This window comes from Nonomuraea sp. NPDC050202, assembly GCF_040656115.1.
Taxonomy (GTDB): domain Bacteria; phylum Actinomycetota; class Actinomycetes; order Streptosporangiales; family Streptosporangiaceae; genus Nonomuraea.
On sequence record NZ_JBFALF010000013.1, the window covers coordinates 31069 to 48988 of the forward strand.

General features: G+C 71.5%; 11 protein-coding genes. 8 read left to right on the forward strand and 3 right to left on the reverse strand.

Going from position 1 to position 17920, the window contains the following annotated elements:
• Positions 1-8 precede the first annotated feature (8 nt).
• The 7 genes from AB0I79_RS30265 (at position 9) to AB0I79_RS30295 (ending at position 12434) form a co-directional block, all read left to right on the forward strand.
• A complete protein-coding gene (locus AB0I79_RS30265) occupies positions 9-3854 on the forward strand; it encodes a BTAD domain-containing putative transcriptional regulator (RefSeq protein WP_357879843.1) in 3846 nt (1281 codons plus the stop codon).
• 372 nt (positions 3855-4226) lie between these two features.
• Positions 4227-6584, forward strand: a complete 2358-nt coding sequence (locus AB0I79_RS30270) for a glycoside hydrolase family 3 N-terminal domain-containing protein (protein WP_357879846.1) — start codon at positions 4227-4229, stop codon at positions 6582-6584.
• Positions 6581-7567 (forward strand): ABC transporter permease subunit, encoded by a 987-nt coding sequence (locus AB0I79_RS30275; RefSeq protein WP_357879849.1) that lies wholly within the window; start codon positions 6581-6583, stop codon positions 7565-7567. The genes AB0I79_RS30270 and AB0I79_RS30275 overlap by 4 nt, the downstream gene beginning before the upstream one ends.
• Positions 7564-8442: a carbohydrate ABC transporter permease gene (locus AB0I79_RS30280; RefSeq protein ID WP_357879852.1), complete on the forward strand. Its 879-nt coding sequence runs from the start codon at positions 7564-7566 to the stop codon at positions 8440-8442. The genes AB0I79_RS30275 and AB0I79_RS30280 overlap by 4 nt, the downstream gene beginning before the upstream one ends.
• A 40-nt stretch (positions 8443-8482) precedes the next feature.
• Positions 8483-10126, forward strand: a complete 1644-nt coding sequence (locus tag AB0I79_RS30285) for an extracellular solute-binding protein (protein WP_357879855.1) — start codon at positions 8483-8485, stop codon at positions 10124-10126.
• Positions 10127-10195: 69 nt separating this feature from the next.
• The gene (locus AB0I79_RS30290) at positions 10196-11707 is read left to right on the forward strand and encodes a hypothetical protein (RefSeq protein ID WP_357879858.1); all 1512 of its coding nucleotides are present in this window, start codon (positions 10196-10198) and stop codon (positions 11705-11707) included.
• A gap of 37 nt (positions 11708-11744) precedes the next feature.
• Positions 11745-12434 (forward strand): YesL family protein, encoded by a 690-nt coding sequence (locus AB0I79_RS30295; RefSeq protein WP_357879861.1) that lies wholly within the window; start codon positions 11745-11747, stop codon positions 12432-12434.
• Positions 12435-12439: 5 nt separating this feature from the next.
• Here the strand turns inward: AB0I79_RS30295 and AB0I79_RS30300 are convergent, their stop codons facing one another.
• The 3 genes from AB0I79_RS30300 to AB0I79_RS30310 form a co-directional block, all read right to left on the reverse strand.
• Positions 12440-14455 carry an alpha-glucuronidase gene (locus AB0I79_RS30300; protein ID WP_357879864.1) on the reverse strand — a complete coding sequence of 672 codons (2016 nt, stop codon included), beginning with the start codon at positions 14453-14455 and terminating at the stop codon, positions 12440-12442.
• Positions 14456-14657: 202 nt separating this feature from the next.
• Positions 14658-14876, reverse strand: a complete 219-nt coding sequence (locus AB0I79_RS30305; RefSeq protein ID WP_357879867.1) for a hypothetical protein — start codon at positions 14874-14876, stop codon at positions 14658-14660.
• Between the two features lie 91 nt (positions 14877-14967).
• On the reverse strand, positions 14968-15867 hold the full coding sequence (locus AB0I79_RS30310; protein ID WP_357879870.1) for a PaaX family transcriptional regulator C-terminal domain-containing protein: 900 nt from the start codon (positions 15865-15867) through the stop codon (positions 14968-14970).
• Between the two features lie 253 nt (positions 15868-16120).
• Between AB0I79_RS30310 and AB0I79_RS30315 the strand changes: the two genes are divergently transcribed.
• Positions 16121-17443: a cellulose binding domain-containing protein gene (locus AB0I79_RS30315; protein WP_357879873.1), complete on the forward strand. Its 1323-nt coding sequence runs from the start codon at positions 16121-16123 to the stop codon at positions 17441-17443.
• Positions 17444-17920 lie beyond the last annotated feature (477 nt).

A 17920-nucleotide genomic window follows, 5' to 3' on the forward strand; every position in this document is an offset into this window, starting at 1 on the left:
GTGATGAAATGGTGACTTTCGGGGTGCTGGGCCCGCTGACGGCCGAGAACGAGCACGGCTCGGTGCGGCTCAAGGGCCCGCGCCACCGCGCCGTCCTCGCCAGGCTGCTGGTCGCCAGAGGCCGGGTCGTGCCGGTGTCCTGGCTGATCGGCGACCTGTGGGAGTCACCTCAGGAAGGCGCGCTGGGCGCGGTGCAGACCTTCGTCGGAGCGCTGAGAAAGGCGCTCGAACCCGATCGCCCGCCCCGCGCCCCCTCCCGCCTCCTGGTCACCTCCCCGCCCGGCTACGCGTTGCGCGCCGAGCCGGGAGCGGTGGACGCCTGGCGCTTCGAATCCGCGGTCACGGACGCCTCCCGCCTGCTCGCCGAGGGCGCCGCCGCGCAGGCCCACACCCTGCTCGACACCGCGCTGGGGCTCTGGCGGGGGCCCGCGTACGCCGAGTTCGCCGAGCTGGACTGGGCGCGGGGCGAGGCCGCCCGCCTGGACGAGCTGCGCCTGCTCGCCGTCGAACGCCGCGCCGAGGCGGCCCTGGCCCGCGGCGGCGCGGCCGAGTCGGTGCCCGACCTGGAGGCGCACGTCGCGGAGCATCCGCTGCGCGAGGACGGCTGGCGGTTGCTGGCGCTCGCGCTGTACCGGGCGGGGCGGCAGGGGGACGCGCTGGGGCAGTTGCGGCGGGCCAGGGAGGTGCTGCGCCGCGAGCTGGGGGTTGATCCGGGGGAGGGGCTGCGCCGCCTCGAATCCGACATCCTCGCCCACGCCCCGCACCTCACCCCCACCCTGCCCCCGAACCTGTCCTCGGCCAGGCCCTCACTCGGGGACGGCCCTCCGTCCGGAGACGGCCGCTCGTCGGCACCCACGAACGCAGGCCCGCCCGCTTCACCGTCCGGCCACCCGCCCGCTTCACCGTCCGGCCACCCGGCCGCATCATCGTCCGGCCACCCGGCCGCATCATCGTCCGGTCACCCGGCCGCATCATCGTCCGGTCACCCGGCCGCCTCACCGTCTAGCCACTCGATCGTCTTGTCGTCCGGTCACTCGATCGTCTTGTCGTCCGGTCACCCGGCCGTCTCGTCGTCCGGTCATCCGGCTGCCTCACTGTCTGCCCACCCGGCCGCCTCTCCCGGTGATCGGGCGGGGGAGGCGGTGTTCGGCGAGCACCCGTTCGTCGGCCGGGCCGCCGAGCTGGCCGAGCTGGAAGGGGTGGCGGCGGGCGTCACGGCGGCGGGGCGGGCGCGGCTCGTGCTGGTGTCCGGCGCGGCGGGGGCGGGCAAGACGGCGCTGGCCGGGACGCTGGCCCGGCGCCTGGAAGCCAACGGCTGGACCACCGCCTGGGGCGCCAGCCCGGAACTGCAAGGCGCGCCCTCGGCCTGGCCCTGGACTCAGATACGCGAGCGCCTCGCCACGGCCGGGCACGCGCACTCCGATGGGGCCGGCAGCGCAGAGGGGGATTCCCCGCTCGCCACCCGATTCAGGCGTCATCGCGCCATCGCCGCCCACGTGGCCGGCGTCGCCGAGCGCGCCCCGCTCCTCCTGGTCTTCGACGACCTCCACTGGGCGGACGAGGAGACCCTGGCCCTGCTCACCACGCTGGCCACCGACCTGGGCACGGCACCCGTGCTCCTCCTCGGCACGTACCGCTCCACCGAGATCTCCGCCGGCCTGGCCGAGGCGCTGGGCAGGGCCGCCCGCGCCGAGCCGGCCCGCGTCTACCTGGGCGGCCTCACCCAGCCTCAGGTGCGCGAGCTGGTCCAGGCCATCACCGGCCGCGTCACGAGCGACGGCGACGCCCGTACGATCCACACGCGTAGCGCGGGCAACCCATTCTTCGTCAGGGAGCTCACCCGCCTGTGGGAGAGCGAGGGCGACGCCGCCCTGCACACCACCGTCCCCGCCGGGGTCCGCGACGTCATCCGCCACCGCCTGGCGGGCCTCACGGAGGCGGCGCGTACGCACCTCCGGAAGGCCGCCGTCCTCGGCCAGGACGTCGATCTCGACGTGCTGATCCCGCTGGCCGGCGACGAGGACCAGGTGCTGGAGTCGGTGGAGTCCGCCCTGCTGGCGGGTTTCCTGGTCGAGCAGGACGCCGACCGGCTGCGGTTCGCGCACGCGCTGGTGCACGAGACGCTCTACGACGACGTCACGCGGGCCCGCCGCGCCCGCTGGCACGCCAGGGCGTCGGAGATCGTCGAACGGATCCGCCCCGGCGACGTGGAGACCATCGCCTACCACTGCGTACGCGCGGAGGGCCGGGCCGGCACGACCCGCACCGCCCGCTACACGCGCGCGGCGGCCCAGCGCGCGGAGGCCAGGTCCGCCCCGCACGAGGCGGCCCGGCTGTGGCGCGCCACCCTCACGGCCCTGGACCACACGACCGGCACGGATCGGTCCCGTAACCTTCGCTCGCCCGGCCTCGGTTCCGGCTCCAGCTCCGGTCCCGGCATCGGCCCCCGCTCCGGCTCGATCGGTCACGGTGCGTTCGGTCACGGTGGCGGGGTGGGCGGGCGGCTGGAGGCCGTCATGGGGCTGGTCAGAGCGTTGGCGGTGATCGGGGAGTTGCACGAGTCGCGGCGGTACCGGGCCGAGGCGGTCGACGCGGCGGAGACGCTCGGCGACCCGGTGGTGACGGCCGGGGTGATCGGCTCGTTCGACGTGCCCGCCATCTGGACCGCCAACGACGACCCCGCCCTGTCCGCCCGCCTCGTCGCCGCCGCCGAGCGTACGCTGGCCGCCCTTCCTCCCGGCGGGCACGACGCCGAACGCGCCCGGCTCCTGATCACCATCGCCATGGAACGCCGCGCCGACCCCGACCCGCGCGGCGCCCAGGCGGCCCGCGAGGCCGAGGACATCGCCCGCAGGCTGGGCGAGCGCACCCTGCTCGCCTACGCGCTCAACGGCCGGTACATGCAGACGTTCCAGCGGGCCGGGCTCGCGCCGGAGCGGGCCGCGATCGGGGAGGAGCTGGTCCGGCTGGCCGCCGGGCACGACGGGCTGGTGACGTTCGAGGTGCTCGGGCGGCTGATCCTGCTCCAGTCCGCGGCCGCGCTCGCCGAACTGGAGGCCGCCGACCGGCACGCCGCCGCGGCCGACCGGCTCGCGGAGCGGTACGACCTCCCGCTGGTCGGCGTGTTCACCACCTGGTACGCGGCCCTCCGCCGCACCGTCACGGGCGCCGGTGGCAAGGAAGCGGCCCGCTCGGCCTACCGCGCGGCCGCAGCCCGGCTCAGCGGCACCGGGATGCCCGGCGTCGAGGACGGCATGCTGCCGCTCGCCCTGCTGTGCCTGGAGGCGGGTACGGACGGCCCGCACCGGGAGGACGCCGAGCTCGATCGGCTGTCGGGTGCTGACTGGGGGCCGTACGAGAGCTGGGGCCGCCCCCTGGTCCTGCTCGCTCAGGGACGTCGCGAGGAGGCGGCGGCCGCTGCCCGCGCGATCCCCGACTCCCCGCGTGACCTGCTGTTCGAGGCGAGGACCTGCCTGCACGCCCTGACCGCGGTCGAGACGGCCGGCCGCCCGGTGCTGGAACGCCTCTACGAACGGCTGCTCCCCGCGAAGGGGGAGCTGGCCGGTGCGGGCAGCGGGCTGCTCACCCTGGGCCCGGTCGCCCTGTACCTCGGCAGGCTGGCCGCCGCCCTGGGACACCGCCGCCGCGCCGCCGCGCATTTCCGCCAGGCGGAGGCGCTCGCCGGAAAGGCCGGAGCGCCGCACTGGGCCGAGGCCGCCCGCCACGGTCTGGACGCCCTGCCCGCCGACGCCCTGCCCGCCGACGCCCTGCCCGCCGACGCCCTGCCCGCCGACGGCCGCACCCCCGACGGCCGCACCGCTGAGGGGCTGCCGCCTGAGGGTCGTTCCGGATGACCTGGAAAGCGACAGACCGCCCGCAACCGGGACTTACAGCCCACGCCTGTAGTCTGCATGTCGACGCGGGACGCCGGAGTCGGCCGGTGCGGGCCACTCGAAGCGGTGTCCGTCATGACGGCGCCTCACTCGTGTTTCCGAAAGTTTCGGGAAATTTGTCGCCTCGCTGAGCCTGTACGAACCTGTGACAGGGGCGGACCGGCCGCGGGCAGGATCTGCAACATAGCAGGTTGGCCCCACTCTTGACACGATTCAACGGGCCCCTTATGTTGCCGCAATATTAAACAGATTCGCTTGAAAGTTTCGGCGTCACCCCCGCGTAACACCCCCCGCTCTCGCCGCGGGCGGCGCCGTCATGGCCGAAGGGATGGCATGAGGGGCCAGGAACCAATCGACACGCGCTCGGCGCCCGGCGAGAGCGAGCCATGGCGGGACGCCCGGCTGTCGCCCGCCGAGCGGGCCGACGCGCTCATCCCGCTCATGACCCTCGAGGAGAAGATCGCCCAGCTCGTCGGGGTGTGGGTCGGCGCCGACGCGTCGGGGGGCGGCGTCGCCCCGCACCAGACGGACATGGGCGCCGGTCCCGAGTGGGACGACGCCATCCGGCAGGGTCTGGGCCAGCTCACGCGCCCGTTCGGGACGGCGCCGGTCGACCCCGTCGCGGGGGCGCGCTCGCTGGCGGCCTCCCAGGCCGAGATCGTCAGGGCCAGCCGGTTCGGGATCCCGGCGCAGGTGCACGAGGAGTGCCTGACGGGCTTCGCGGCCTGGCGGGCGACCGTGTACCCGGCGCCGCTGAGCTGGGGCGCCTCCTTCGACCCCGAGCTGGTCGAGCAGGTGGCCGCGCAGATCGGCCGGTCCATGCGCCGCGCGGGCATCCACCAGGGCCTGGCCCCGGTGGTGGACGTGACCAGGGACTACCGCTGGGGCCGTACCGAGGAGACGATCGGCGAGGACCCCTACCTGGTCGGCACGCTCGGCGCCGCGTACGTGCGCGGCCTGGAGGGCGCCGGCATCGTCGCCACGCTCAAGCACTTCGCCGGCTACTCCAACTCGCGCGGCGGGCGCAACCTCGCGCCGGTCGCGATGGGCCCCCGGGAGCTGGCGGACGTCCTGCTGCCGCCGTTCGAGATGGCGCTGCGCCTGGGCGGCGCCCGCTCCGTGATGAACTCCTACGCCGAGATCGACGGCATGCCGGTGGCGGCCGACGAGAGCATCCTGACGGGGCTGCTGCGCGACGAGTGGGGCTTCGAGGGCACCGTGGTCGCCGACTACTTCTCGGTCCGGTTCCTGGAGCGCCTGCACAAGGTCGCCGCCGACGGCGGGCAGGCTGCCGGGCTCGCGCTGAAGGCCGGGATCGACGTCGAGCTGCCCACGGTGGACACGTTCGGCGCGCCGCTGGTCGACGCGGTCAAGGCCGGGTCGGTGGCCGAGGCGCTGATCGACCGCGCGCTGCGCCGCGTGCTCATCCAGAAGGCCGAGCAGGGCCTGCTCGACGAGGGCTGGCAGCCGCTGCCGGGCCCGGCCGAGGACGTGCGCCTCGACGACGAGGAGAGCCAGGAGCTCGCCCTGCGGCTGGCCCGCGAGGCCGTCGTGCTGCTGCGCAACGACGACGCCGTCCTGCCGCTGAACCCCGCGGCGAAGGTGGCGCTCATCGGCCCCGTCGCCGACGACCCGATGGCGATGCTGGGCTGCTACGCCTTCCCCAACCACGTGGGCCCGCACCCCGAGCAGGGCCTCGGCCTCGACCTGCCGACGCTGCGCGAGTCGCTCGGCGCGCTGGTCCCCGGCCTCGCCCACGCGCCCGGCTGCGCGATCACCGGCGACGACACCTCCGGCTTCGCCGAGGCGGTCGAGCTGGCGGGGAGCAGCGACGTGGTCGTGCTGGCCGTCGGCGACCGGGCCGGGCTGTTCGGGCGCGGCACCTCCGGCGAGGGCTGCGACGCCACCGACCTGCGCCTGCCCGGCGTGCAGGCCGACCTGGTGCAGGCCGTGCTGGCGACCGGCACCCCGGTGGTGCTGGTGCTGCTGGCGGGCCGCCCGTACGCGCTGGGCGACGAGGTGGCCGCGGCCAAGGCCGTGCTGTACGGCTTCTTCCCCGGCCAGCGCGGCGGCCAGGCCCTGGCCGAGGTGCTGACCGGCGCCGTGAACCCGACCGGCCGCCTGCCGGTCAGCGTGCCGCGCGACGCGGGCGGCCTGCCGGCGACGTACCTGGCCCCGCCGCTGGGCCGCCGCTCCGACGTGTCGTCGGTGGACCCGACGCCCGCGTACCCGTTCGGGCACGGCCTGAGCTACACCACGTACGAGTGGAGCGGCGCGAGCGCCGGCGCGACCGAGTGGGCGGTGGACGGCGAGGTGACCGTGCAGGTCACGGTCCGCAACACCGGATCCCGCGAGGGCGCGGAGGTCGTCCAGCTCTACCTGCACGACCCGGTCGCGCAGACGACCAGGCCGGTGGTCCGCCTGATCGGCTACGCCCGCGTCCCGCTGGAGGCGGGCGAGTCCGCGCGGGTCACCTTCACCGTCCCGGCGGACGTCACGTCGTTCGCCGGGGCGAACGGCCGCCGCGTCGTCGAGCCGGGCGACGTCGAGCTGCGCCTCGGCCGCTCGTGCGCGGACGCCGTGGCGACCCTGCCGCTGCGCCTGACCGGTCCCGAGCGCGAGGTCGGCCACGGGCGGCACCTCCTGGCGCCGGCGCACATCGACCGCAACCCCCCGGAGGGCCGAGGATGAGCACATCCGAGACGCTGAGTGTCGGCACGGCGCGCGAGCCCGAGGCCGAACCCGCCCCGAAGAGCCATCGGCGTCAGGGCGGCAGCTCGTGGGGACGCGCGCTGCGCCGCGACTGGCAGCTCTACTCGCTGGCGGTCCTGCCGCTGCTGTTCTTCCTGATCTTCCGGTACCTGCCCATGCTGGGCAACATCATCGCCTTCAGGAAGTTCGAGCCGGGCGGCAGCCTCTTCGGCGAGGAGTGGGTCGGCCTGCGCTACGTGAAGATGTTCCTGAACGATCCCACGTTCTGGAACGTGTTCAGCAACACGCTGATCCTCGGGGCGCTGACCCTGATCTTCTGCTTCCCGCTGCCGATCATCCTGGCGCTGCTGCTCAACGAGGTTCGGCGGCGCGCGCTGAAGCGGTTCCTGCAGTCGGTGTCGTACCTGCCGCACTTCCTGTCGATCGTGATCGTGGCCGGTCTCGTCATGCAGATGACGGCGATCGACGGGCCGATCAACGCGTTCCTCGGCTACATAGGCAACGAGAAGATCTCGTTCATGCAGGACCCGGACTGGTTCCGGACGATCTACGTCGGCTCCGAGGTCTGGCAGACGGTCGGCTGGGGCACGATCCTCTACCTGGCCGCGCTGACCACCATCGACGACCAGCTCTACGAGGCCGCCCGGATGGACGGCGCCTCGCGGTGGCGGCAGATCTGGCACGTGACCCTGCCGGGCATCCGGCCGACGGCGGTGACGCTGCTGATCCTCAACATCGGCACGTTCCTGGCGGTGGGCTTCGAGAAGGTCTTCCTGCTGTACAACCCGCTGACGTACCCGACCGCGGACGTGATCTCCACGTACCTGTACCGGATGGGTCTGGAGGCCAGCAACTTCAGCTACGCCGCGGCCATCGGCCTGTTCGAGGCGCTGGTCGGCCTGGTCCTGATCCTCTCGGCGAATGTGATCTCCCGTCGCACAGTTGGGACGAGCCTGTGGTGACAACGCACGACATGACCCGGGGCTACCGCGTCTTCCAGTGGTTCAACGGCGTCATCCTGACGCTGGTGGTGGTGGTGACGCTCTACCCGTTCGTCAACATCCTGGCCCGCTCGTTCAGCTCCCAGAGCGCCATCAGCGCGGGCGAGGTGAACCTCCTGCCCAAGGGGTTCAACCTGACGACGTACCAGATCGTCGCGTCGGACCCGATGTTCTGGACGAACTACCGCAACACGGTCGTGTACACGGTCGTCGCGACGTTCATCGCGATGGTGATGACGACGTGTTACGCGTACGTGCTGTCCAAGCAGCACCTCAAGGGCCGCAAGCTCCTGATCGGCGTCGCGGTCTTCACGATGTTCTTCTCCGGCGGCCTGATCCCGAACTACGTGCTGATCACCGGCCTCGGCATGAAGAACTCGATCTGGGCCATCGTCCTGCCCAACGCCATCAGCGTGTTCAACCTCCTGGTCATGAAGGCGTTCTTCGAGAGCCTGCCGCAGGACCTGGAGGAGGCCGCCGCCATCGACGGCCTGAACACCTACGGCATCCTGTGGAAGATCGTGCTGCCGCTGTCGAAGGCGGTCATCGCCACGATGATCCTGTTCTACGCGGTCTCGTTCTGGAACTCCTGGTTCGCGGCGTTCCTGTACATGGACCGGTCGGACCTGTTCCCGGTGACCGTCTATTTGCGCAACCTCATCGCCGGTGCCACCGGCGCCGACTCCTACGGCGCGGCGGCCGCGGAAGTGACGCAGGTGGGGGCCAACATCCAGGCGGTGACGATCGTGCTCACCGTCCTGCCGATCCTGGTCATCTACCCGTTCGTCCAGCGTTACTTCGTCTCCGGCGTCATGCTCGGCGCGGTCAAGGGCTGACCTCCCGGCGCCTCCCCAACCCCCAGAAAGGATTCCCCCCATGCGCGACATTTCGCGGCGTCAGGCGATCATCGGCCTCGGTGCCTTCGCCTCCCTCGCCCTGACCGCCTGCGGCAGCGACAGCGAGACCCCGGCCAAGGCCACGGACGCGGCCAACAAGGCGGGATCGATGGCGTCGTACGGCGTCGGCCAGCAGTTCAAGGCCACCGAGCCGCTCTCGTTCGACGTGCTCTACAACAACCACTCGTTCTACCCGAACAAGCCCGACTGGCTGTTCTGGCAGGAGCTGACCAAGCGGACCAACGTCACGCTCAAGCCGGTCGAGGTGCCGCTCAGCGACTACGAGAAGAAGCGCAGCCTGCTCATCGCCTCCGGCGACGCCCCGCTGATCATCCCGAAGACGTACCACCCGCAGGAGGAGGCGTTCGTCTCCTCCGGCGCGATCCTGCCGGTCAGCGACTACTTCAACCTGATGCCCAACTTCCAGGACAAGATCGCCAAGTGGCAGCTCCAGCCGGAGCTGAACTCGATCATGCAGACGGACGGCAAGATCTACCTGCTGCCCGGCCTGCACGAGGCCGCGTGGGCCGACTACTCCTTCGCGGTGCGCACCGACATCCTGGAGAAGCTGAAGCTGGAAGTCCCCAAGACCCTGGACGACTTCTACAACATGCTCAAGGCGATGAAGGCCGAGTACCCGGACCTGTACCCGATGACCGACCGGTGGGGCGTGCCCACGCCGGGCGGCAACCTGATCAAGCTCATCGCGCAGGCGTTCGGCAGCAAGGGCGGCTGGGAGTACCAGCACGCGACGTTCGACGCCGCCCAGGGCAAGTTCGTCTACACCGGCGCCATGCCCCAGTACAAGCAGGCGCTGGAGTACCTCAACAAGCTGGTGAAGGAGAAGCTGCTCGACCCCGAGAGCTTCACCCAGCAGGACGAGGCCGCCAAGCAGAAGTTCATCTCGGGCAAGTCCTTCGTGATCAGCACCAACGCGCAGACGCTGATCAACGACTACCGGGCGGCGCTGACCGAGAACGACAAGGACGCCAAGATCGTCAAGATCCCGGTGCCGATCGGCCCGGCGGGCGAGTTCAAGTTCGCCAGCCGCCTGGAGAACGGCATCATGATCTCCAAGAAGGCCACGGAGAACAAGAACTTCGTCGCCATGATGCAGCTCATCGACTGGCTGTGGTACTCCGAGGCCGGCATGGAGTTCGCCAAGTGGGGCGTCGAGGGCACCACGTTCACCAAGGACTCCTCCGGCAAGTACAAGCTGGCCGACGGCGTCGACTACGTCGGCCTCAACCCCGGCGCGCCCAAGCACCTGCAGAAGGACTTCGGCTTCGGCAACGGCGTGTTCGCCTACGGCGGCCCCACCAAGCTGCTCCAGTCCACGTTCTCGGACGAGGAGATGGAGTTCCAGAAGGTGATGAACACCAGGAAGCAGTGGCCGGTCGAGCCGGCCGCCCCGCTCAGCGAGGAGGAGCGCGACCAGGTCTCGCTCTGGGAGACGCCGCTGAAGGACCACGTCACCCAGAACACGCTGAAGTTCATCCTCGGCGAGCGTGACCTCGCCGAGTGGGACGCCTACGTCAAGGAGCTGGAGTCCAAGAACTCCACGCAGTACGTCACCCTCGTGAACGGCGCCTACGACCGGTTCAAGAAGGCACACGGCGGCTGATTCCCCTCAGGCCGGGCCGTCCCCTCCTGCCGGGGGCGGCCCGGCCGCCTCTTTCCCAAGGACTGATCCATGCGCAACCCCGTCCCCGGCGAGCCCTCCGGGCGGTTGTCCGACGCCTGGCGCTTCTGCGTCGGCACCGGGCGCTTCGACCTCGCGCTGCGGCGCGACTACCAGGACTCGCTGGCGCTCGTCCAGCGGGAGATCGGCTTCCGGCACATCCGCGGTCACGGCCTGTTCAGCGACGGCGTCGGCGTGCACCGGCCCTACGAGTACGGGGGCGAGCGGCGCGTCCGGCACGCGTTCACGTACCTGGACCAGGTCATCGACGCCTACCTGGAGATCGGCATCGAGCCCTTCCTGGAGCTGGGCTTCATGCCCTCGGGGCTGGCCTCCGGCGAGCAGACCGTGTTCTGGTGGCGCGGCAACGTCACCCCGCCCAGCTCGTGGCAGGAGTGGGCCGAGCTGGTCAGGGCCACGCTCATCCACCTCATCGACCGCTACGGCCTCGACCGGGTGCGCCGCTGGCCGATCGAGGTCTGGAACGAGCCCAACCTCAAGGACTTCTGGCAGGACGCCGACGAGGCCGCCTACCACCGCCTGTACGAGATCACCGCCCGCACGATCAAGGACGTGGACGCGTCGCTGCAGGTCGGCGGCCCCTCCATCTCGCCGGGCTCCGACGAGTGGATGCCGCGCTTCGCCGACTTCGTCACCGCCCGCGACGTGCCGGTGGACTTCCTCAGCCGCCACGCCTACACCTCGGGCCCGGCCCAGCACGTGCCGTTCGGCGTGCACCAGACGATGGGGCCCGCCTCCGGCCTGCTGGAGCAGTTCGCCACCACGCGGCGCCAGCTCGCGGCCGGCCCGCTGGCGGGCCTGCCGGTGCACATCACCGAGTTCAACTCCTCCTACCGCCCCGACAACCCGATCCACGACACGGCCTTCAACGCCGCCTACCTGGCCCCCGTCCTGGCCGAGGGCGGCGAGCTGGTGGACTCCTTCTCGTACTGGACGTTCAGCGACATGTTCGAGGAGGTCGGGATCCCGACCTCGATCTTCCACGGCGGCTTCGGCCTGCTGACCCACCGGCAGATCAAGAAGCCCACCTACCACCTGTACGCGTTCATGGCCCGCATGGGCGACCAGCTCCTGACCCGGGGCGAGGACCACCTCGTGACCAGGGACTCCGGCGGCCGGGTCACCGTGCTGGCGTGGGCTCCGGTGGACGTCACGGGAGGTCCGGCCGTCGCCGGGCACACCGTGCGCCTGTCGATCCCGTTCCAGGGCGGCTCGGCCTTCATGCTCCGCTCGTCGGTGAGCGAGGAGATGGGCAACGCGTGGACGGCCTGGTCTGAAATGGGGCGTCCCCGGTCACCGCACCCCAAGCAGCTCGATATCCTCCGGGAAGCGGCGGAACCGGTCCGCCGCCACCGGAGCCTGCCGGTCACCGGCGGGACGGTCGAGCTCGACCTGACGCTCGACCGCCACGAGGTCACGCTCGTCGAGCTCTCCCCGGTGGTGGACGAGACCCCGCCGTGGTGGGACGACCGCCGGCTGCTCGGCCTGGCGGAGGGCACGTGACCGGCGACGGCCCGGGACACCTGGAGAGGGGCACGCGATGAGCGACGTGACGAGCTCACGGAAGTTCGGCACCGGCCCGCTCTCGCGGGCCTCCGCCCTGATCTACACCCTGCTGGTCGTCGAACTGCTCGTCCTGCTCACCGCGGTGCCGGGCCTGGTGGTGCTGGTCCTGCTCGACCGGGACGCCAGCAACGTGCCGCTGATGGCCGCCTGCCTGCTGCCCGCCGGCCCGGCGCTGTCCGCCGCCCTGTACGCGCTGCGCCACCGCGGCCGGGAGCTGACCGAGCTGCGCCCGGCGTCGGCGTTCTGGCGCGGTTACCGGCTCAACTTCGGCGCGTCCATGAAGATCTGGGTCCCCTGGCTGGCGGGGCTGGCCCTGGTCGGGACGAACCTGGGCAACTTCTCGGCCGCCGGGGTGCCCGGCTGGTGGGGGGCGCTGCTGGTCGTCCTGGCGGCGGGCGCCACGCTGTGGGTGGCCAACGCGCTGGTCATCACCTCGCTGTTCGCGTTCAGGGCGGTGGACGTGGCCAAGCTGGCGGCGTACTCGCTGGGCCGCTTCCCCGCCGCCACCCTGGCGAACGCGTGCCTGCTCATCGTGGCCGGCGGGGTCACGCTCGTCGCCACGGAGGCGGTGCTGGCGCTGCTGGCCTCGGTGCTCGCCGCGACGCTCCTGTGGAACAGCCGCTCGATGATCACCGAGGTCCAGCAGCGCTTCACCCGTCAGTAAGCCGCTCAGCAGATCTGCCTGCCGCGGGCGTCGGGCACCCCCGACTTGCGCAGGAAATAGGTGTTGACCTGGTCGCGCCACTCCTGCGCGCACCGGACCTGCTCGTCGAGCCGCTCCTGGACCCGCGCGTACAGCGCCGGGTCCACGGAGCCCGCCAGCTTCTCCCACGCCAGCCGGATCCCGGCCGCCTCCTCCGCGCCCGCGAAGTGGCTGTCGTAGATGTGCTGGATGACCGTGACGCCGCTCTGCAGCACGTGCTCGTACGGCACGTGGTGGAAGAAGAGCAGCAGCTCGTCGGGGCACTCGGCGAGCGACTCGTACACCTCCGACCACGGCGCCGGGTACTGGCCGGTGTAGCCGGTGCCGGTGGCGCGGGTGCGGTCCACGCCGACGCCGTCGCGGTCGGCGAAGTGGTAGGTGCCCCACGGCGTGTACTCGTACCCGTCCACGTCGGGGCCGTAGTGGTGGCCGGGGCGGACCATGAAGCCGACGCCGAGCGGCGCGGTGTACCGCTCGTAGGTCTCCCAGGAGCCGTCCATCATCTCGTGCAGCGTGTCGCGCACCAGGCCGTCGCCGCCGGGGAACGTCAGGCCGATCCACTCGTCCAGGATCGCCGCCGGGTCGAGCTCGGGGGACCAGGCGAGCCTGCCGAACGCGTACAGGTTGGCCTGGGCCAGCGGATGACCCGTCCAGTACGGGTCGTCGCCCACGTTGGAGACGGCCACCAGGCCGCCGCCGGCGGCCACGTCGGCGACCGTGCGCTCGCCCGGCCCCCAGAAGCGGAACCCGAGCACCTCGCTCCACATCGGGCCGAGGTAGCACACGTGCCGCTGCTGGCCGGTGTACTCCTGGGTCACCTGCAGCTCCACCGCGAGCCTGGTGGCGGGCATGGCGGCGATCACGGGGGAGACCGGCTCGCGCGTCTGGAAGTCCATGGGGCCGTACTTGACCTGGAGGATCGCGTTGTCCCTGAACTGGCCGTCCAGCGGGGCGAAATGGTCGTGGGCCGCGCGGGCGCGGTCGGTGGAGCGGTCGCGCCAGTCCTGGCGGTGGTTGTAGACGAAGGCGCGCCAGTACACCACGCCGCCGTGCGGGGCCAGGGCGTCGGCCAGCATGTTCGCGCCGTCGGCGTGGCTGCGACCGTACGCGAACGGTCCCGGCTGGCCCTCCGAGTCGGCCTTGACCACGTACCCGCCGAAGTCGGGGATCGTCTCGTAGACCCGCTCGGTGGTGCGCGCCCACCACTCGCGCACGGCCTCGTCCAGCGGGTCGGCGCTGTCCAGGCCGCCGAGCGCGATCGGGGAGGCGAAGTTGACCGACAGGTGCACGCGGATGCCGTACGGGCGCAGCTCCGCCGCGATGGCGGCGACCTCGCCGAGCCGGTCGGTCAGCAGGCGGGCCTCGGCGGCGTGCACGTTCACGTTGTTGACGGCGACCGCGTTGACGCCGGTCGCGGCGAGCAGCCGGCCGTACGCGCGCACCCGGGTGAGGTCCGCGCGCAGCGCGCCGTCCCGCCAGAAGATCGAACCGCCCGAGTAGCCGCGCTCGACCTGGCCCATCACCGGGTGCACGTCGATGTTGTCCCAGTGGTCCAGCATGCGCCGGCGCAGCGCGGGGCGGTGCGCCCGGGCCGGCCGGGCCTCGCCGAACGCCGCCTCGCCGAGCCGCACCACCTCGAACCAGCCGTACAACAAGCCCGAGGGGTCGTCGGCGAGCACCGCCGTGACACCGTCCTGCCGGGCCAGCACGAAACCCTCGGCGCCGATCTCCGGCCCCCGCAACGCCTGTACGGCGGGCGGCAGGTCGCCGGCCGAGGAAAGGGCGAGCACGAGGTCGCATGCCTCGCCGGGCGCGGCCACGGCGCCGCCGTGCCGCTCGCAGGCGCCGGCCACCTCGGCCCGCACGGTCGCGGCGAGCGCCGAGTCGTCGCCGAGCACGAGCACGCGGCGCGCGCCGGCCGCGCGGAAGGCCTCGGGAGGCAGCCAGGCTGGATGCACGTCGGGCACATGGGGAACGGTCACGGGGGCTCCTTGGATCAGGCGAGCGGGCGGGGACGCCGCCCGGTCACGCGCGGCGGCAAAGGCGCGCGCACGCAGCGGTTATGCACCGAATCTATCGGTTCCCGCCGAGCCGCCCCGCACCGCCTCAAGGAGTCGCGCCGGCACGGTGGCGCGTCCCCTGGCCCGGCCCTCAGGAGCCGGGGGACGCGTCCGTTTCACGGTGTCACGCGTAGAGGAAGTAGTAGTGATACTGACTCTTCCACTCGCATCGCCAATCGTCCCACCAGCCCTGGTCGTCGCCGTAGCTGCCGACCCGCTGGCATTCCGAGTATTCCCGGTAGACGCCGTTCACCGATTCGGCGTGCGCCGGGGCGGCGCCGATCGACAACGACATTCCGACGGCCAGAACGGCCGAGACGAGAACCGCGCGTGCCTTGCGCATCAATCCTCCTGCGACTCACCGGATCATGGCGGTCAAGATTATTGCTGACCGGGTGCCTGGAAAGATAGTCATCAGGCGCGCAAACCCCGGTTCATCGCGTTCGCGCGCTGATCCGTTCCCATTCGCGCAACGCGGCCGGCGCCCACCTCGCGTGCTGCTCGCGGAAGAGCCGCGCGGCGCGGGCGCCGCGCCATCCCGCAGGCAGGAGCTCCGCGGGCAGTTCCGGATCGATGAGTGCGAGATGGCGCCAGTCGTGCACGAGCCTGGTGAGCCGGACCAGCGGATCGCTGAAGGGCGGGCGGGTGAACGCGGCGAGGAACGCCTCGTACTCCCGCTCGACCTCGTCGAAGTTCCACGCCTGGCGGACGAGCGCCGACGCTTCGCCGCCCGACAGGTGTTCCGCGACGAAGATCTGCGCCTCCCGGCGGACCCCGGCCTCGTCGAGGACGAGCTCGGCCTCTCCGGCCCGGTCGGTGTGCGTGTTGACCCAGGTGCCCGGCGCTGGGTTGCCGAACCCCGCCCACCGCAGCCGCGTGCGCAGCAGGTGGCGTGCCGGCCGGTTCGTCTCCGCCGCTCGCGCCAGGACCACCAGCCAGCGGCCGTCCCAGTCGGGCTGGGCCGCGGTGAAGCGGAGGATCCGCTCGGCGCCCAGCCGCAGGAACTGCCCGAAGGCGGGGCTGAGGCGCCACCACGTGTACCGTCCCTCGCGGCTCGGGCGCAGCCAGCCGTCCGCGGTGGCGCGGGCCAGCGCCTGCCGGCAGGCATCCTCCCTGACGCCGAGGCGGCCCAGCGCCTCGACGAAGGCCGAGGTGGGCGTGGCCTGGCCGGGCGAGCGCACGTAGCCGCCGAGAAGCGTGAGCAGCAGCCCCCGGACGCCGCTCGTCCCCGCGGCGAACCGGCGGGACGGGACGGACCGCTCGCGGGAGGCGTCGCCGGGCTCGGACACCTCACCGCTGTTGACTGCCGGCGTGACGCTGCTGTCAGAGAGCATGTGGGGATTGTAGGACCTGTCACCAGGTCATCGCGGTGTGTTCGGAAATGCACTTATTTGACGAGATCTTTGACCACCGTCACATTCCTGTCATATCGTCACTTCGGCCATATCGATGCGAGACCAGAACTCGAACGGGGGCGGGCGTTCTCGCGGGCGCCACAGCCGGCGTGCCCATCACGGGCGCCCGGCGCCGGAGGAGATCTGGACGGCCACGGGGAAGCGGCGATCATCCGAACACCGGAGGCGCACCATGCATGCTCGTAACCGCACGGCCTCGATCCTCGGCATGGTCATGACCATGCTGGTCACCCTCGGTGTGTCGCTCGCCCTCTCGCCACCGGCCCGCGCCGCGCAGGTGATCAGCGACATCGCCTACGCCCCCGCCCAGCCGGCCGGCTCCAGGGGGCACCTGCTGGACCTCTACCTGCCGTCCGGCGGCATCACCCCCCGGCCGCTGCTGATCTGGCACAGCGGCTCCGCGTGGTCGAGCGACGACGGCAAGGCCGGCGCGGACGCGATCGCCGCCGTCTTCAACGCCAAGGGGTTCGCGGTCGCCGGCGTCAGCGTCCGGTCCAGCTCGCAGGCGGTCTTCCCGGCCCAGGTGCACGACGTCAAGGCGGCCATCCGGTGGCTGCGGGCCAACGCCGCCACGTACCAGCTCGACCCCAACCGGTTCGCGATGATGGGGGACTCCTCGGGCGGCTGGCTGACGGAGATGGCCACCCTGACCGGCGGCGTGCCGGCGCTGGAGGGCACCGTCGGCACGACCGGCGTCTCCAGCGCCGTGCAGGCGGGACTCGCCTTCTACAGCCCGACCGACTTCCTCCAGATGAACGCGCAGAACCTGCCGGGCGGAGGGCTGGACCACGACTCTCCCGCCTCGCCCGAATCCCTCCTGATCGGCTGTGCCATCCAGACCTGCCCCGACAAGACGGCCCTGGCCAACCCGATCAACTACGTCGACGCCAACGACCCGCCGCTGCTGTTCCTGCACGGCCAGGCCGACTTCCTGGTGCCGCACGGGCAGAGCGTCCTGCTCTACAACAAGATCAAGGCGAGCTGCGGCAACGCCCAGTTCATCTCGATCCCCGGCGCGGACCACGGCAAGAGCGACGTCATGGACCCCGCTCGCTTCGGCACCCAGACCAGCTACACCACCACCAACTGCCACGGGACCACCCAGGTCGGCTCGCCCAACCCCACCTGGGACACCTTCGAGCAGTTCCTGCGCGGCGGGCTCAAGCTGGGCACCTCCTGCCAGGTCTCCTACGCCACCACCACCTGGAACGGAGGCTTCACCGGCAGCGTGACCATCAGGAACACCGGCACGACCCCCATCGACCGCTGGGTCCTGACGTGGGGCTGGCCGGGCAACCAGCAGGTCACGACCGCCTGGAACGCCACGGTGACCCAGTCCGGCACCCAGGTGACCGCACGCGACGCCGGCCACAACGCCGTCATCGGCGCCAGCTCCAGCACCAGCTTCGGCTTCGAGGCCACCTACAGCGGGACGAACGCCACACCCGCCGAGTTCAGGCTCAACGGCATCGCCTGCACCAAGGTGTCCGGCTGAGCCGGGCCCAATTTCGGAAACACGCCCTGGAACCATCCAGGCGGAGAAACCGCAGCTCGGCGGAGAAAAGTGCATTTCCTAACTCGACACGTTCCGCCGATCCCCGATCACGGAATGACGTCGTCCAGATTTCGGACGTTATATTGATTTACTCGAGGGCCGGCCCTATCCTTTCCTCTGTGCCGACCGATGAAAGAGCGGAACTCGTGACGGCCATTGGTTCCGGCTCTTCGCCGACCGGCGGAAATTGCAGAACCTACCAGCTGACCCTCGTCTGACCGCCGACTCCGTATTCACGATATTTTTCGTCGGCTCGCTGCGTGCGCTTAGCCGAATTTCCCATACAAATCGCCGACGGCGAGATTTCGGGATGTGCGTCGCCCATCCCGCCGCCGTCCTGTTCACGCCGTTCTCCCTGGTGCTCCGTCGCATCGACGGCGCCCTTCCACGCCCTTCCACGCCGTGCCCGCAGGCGCG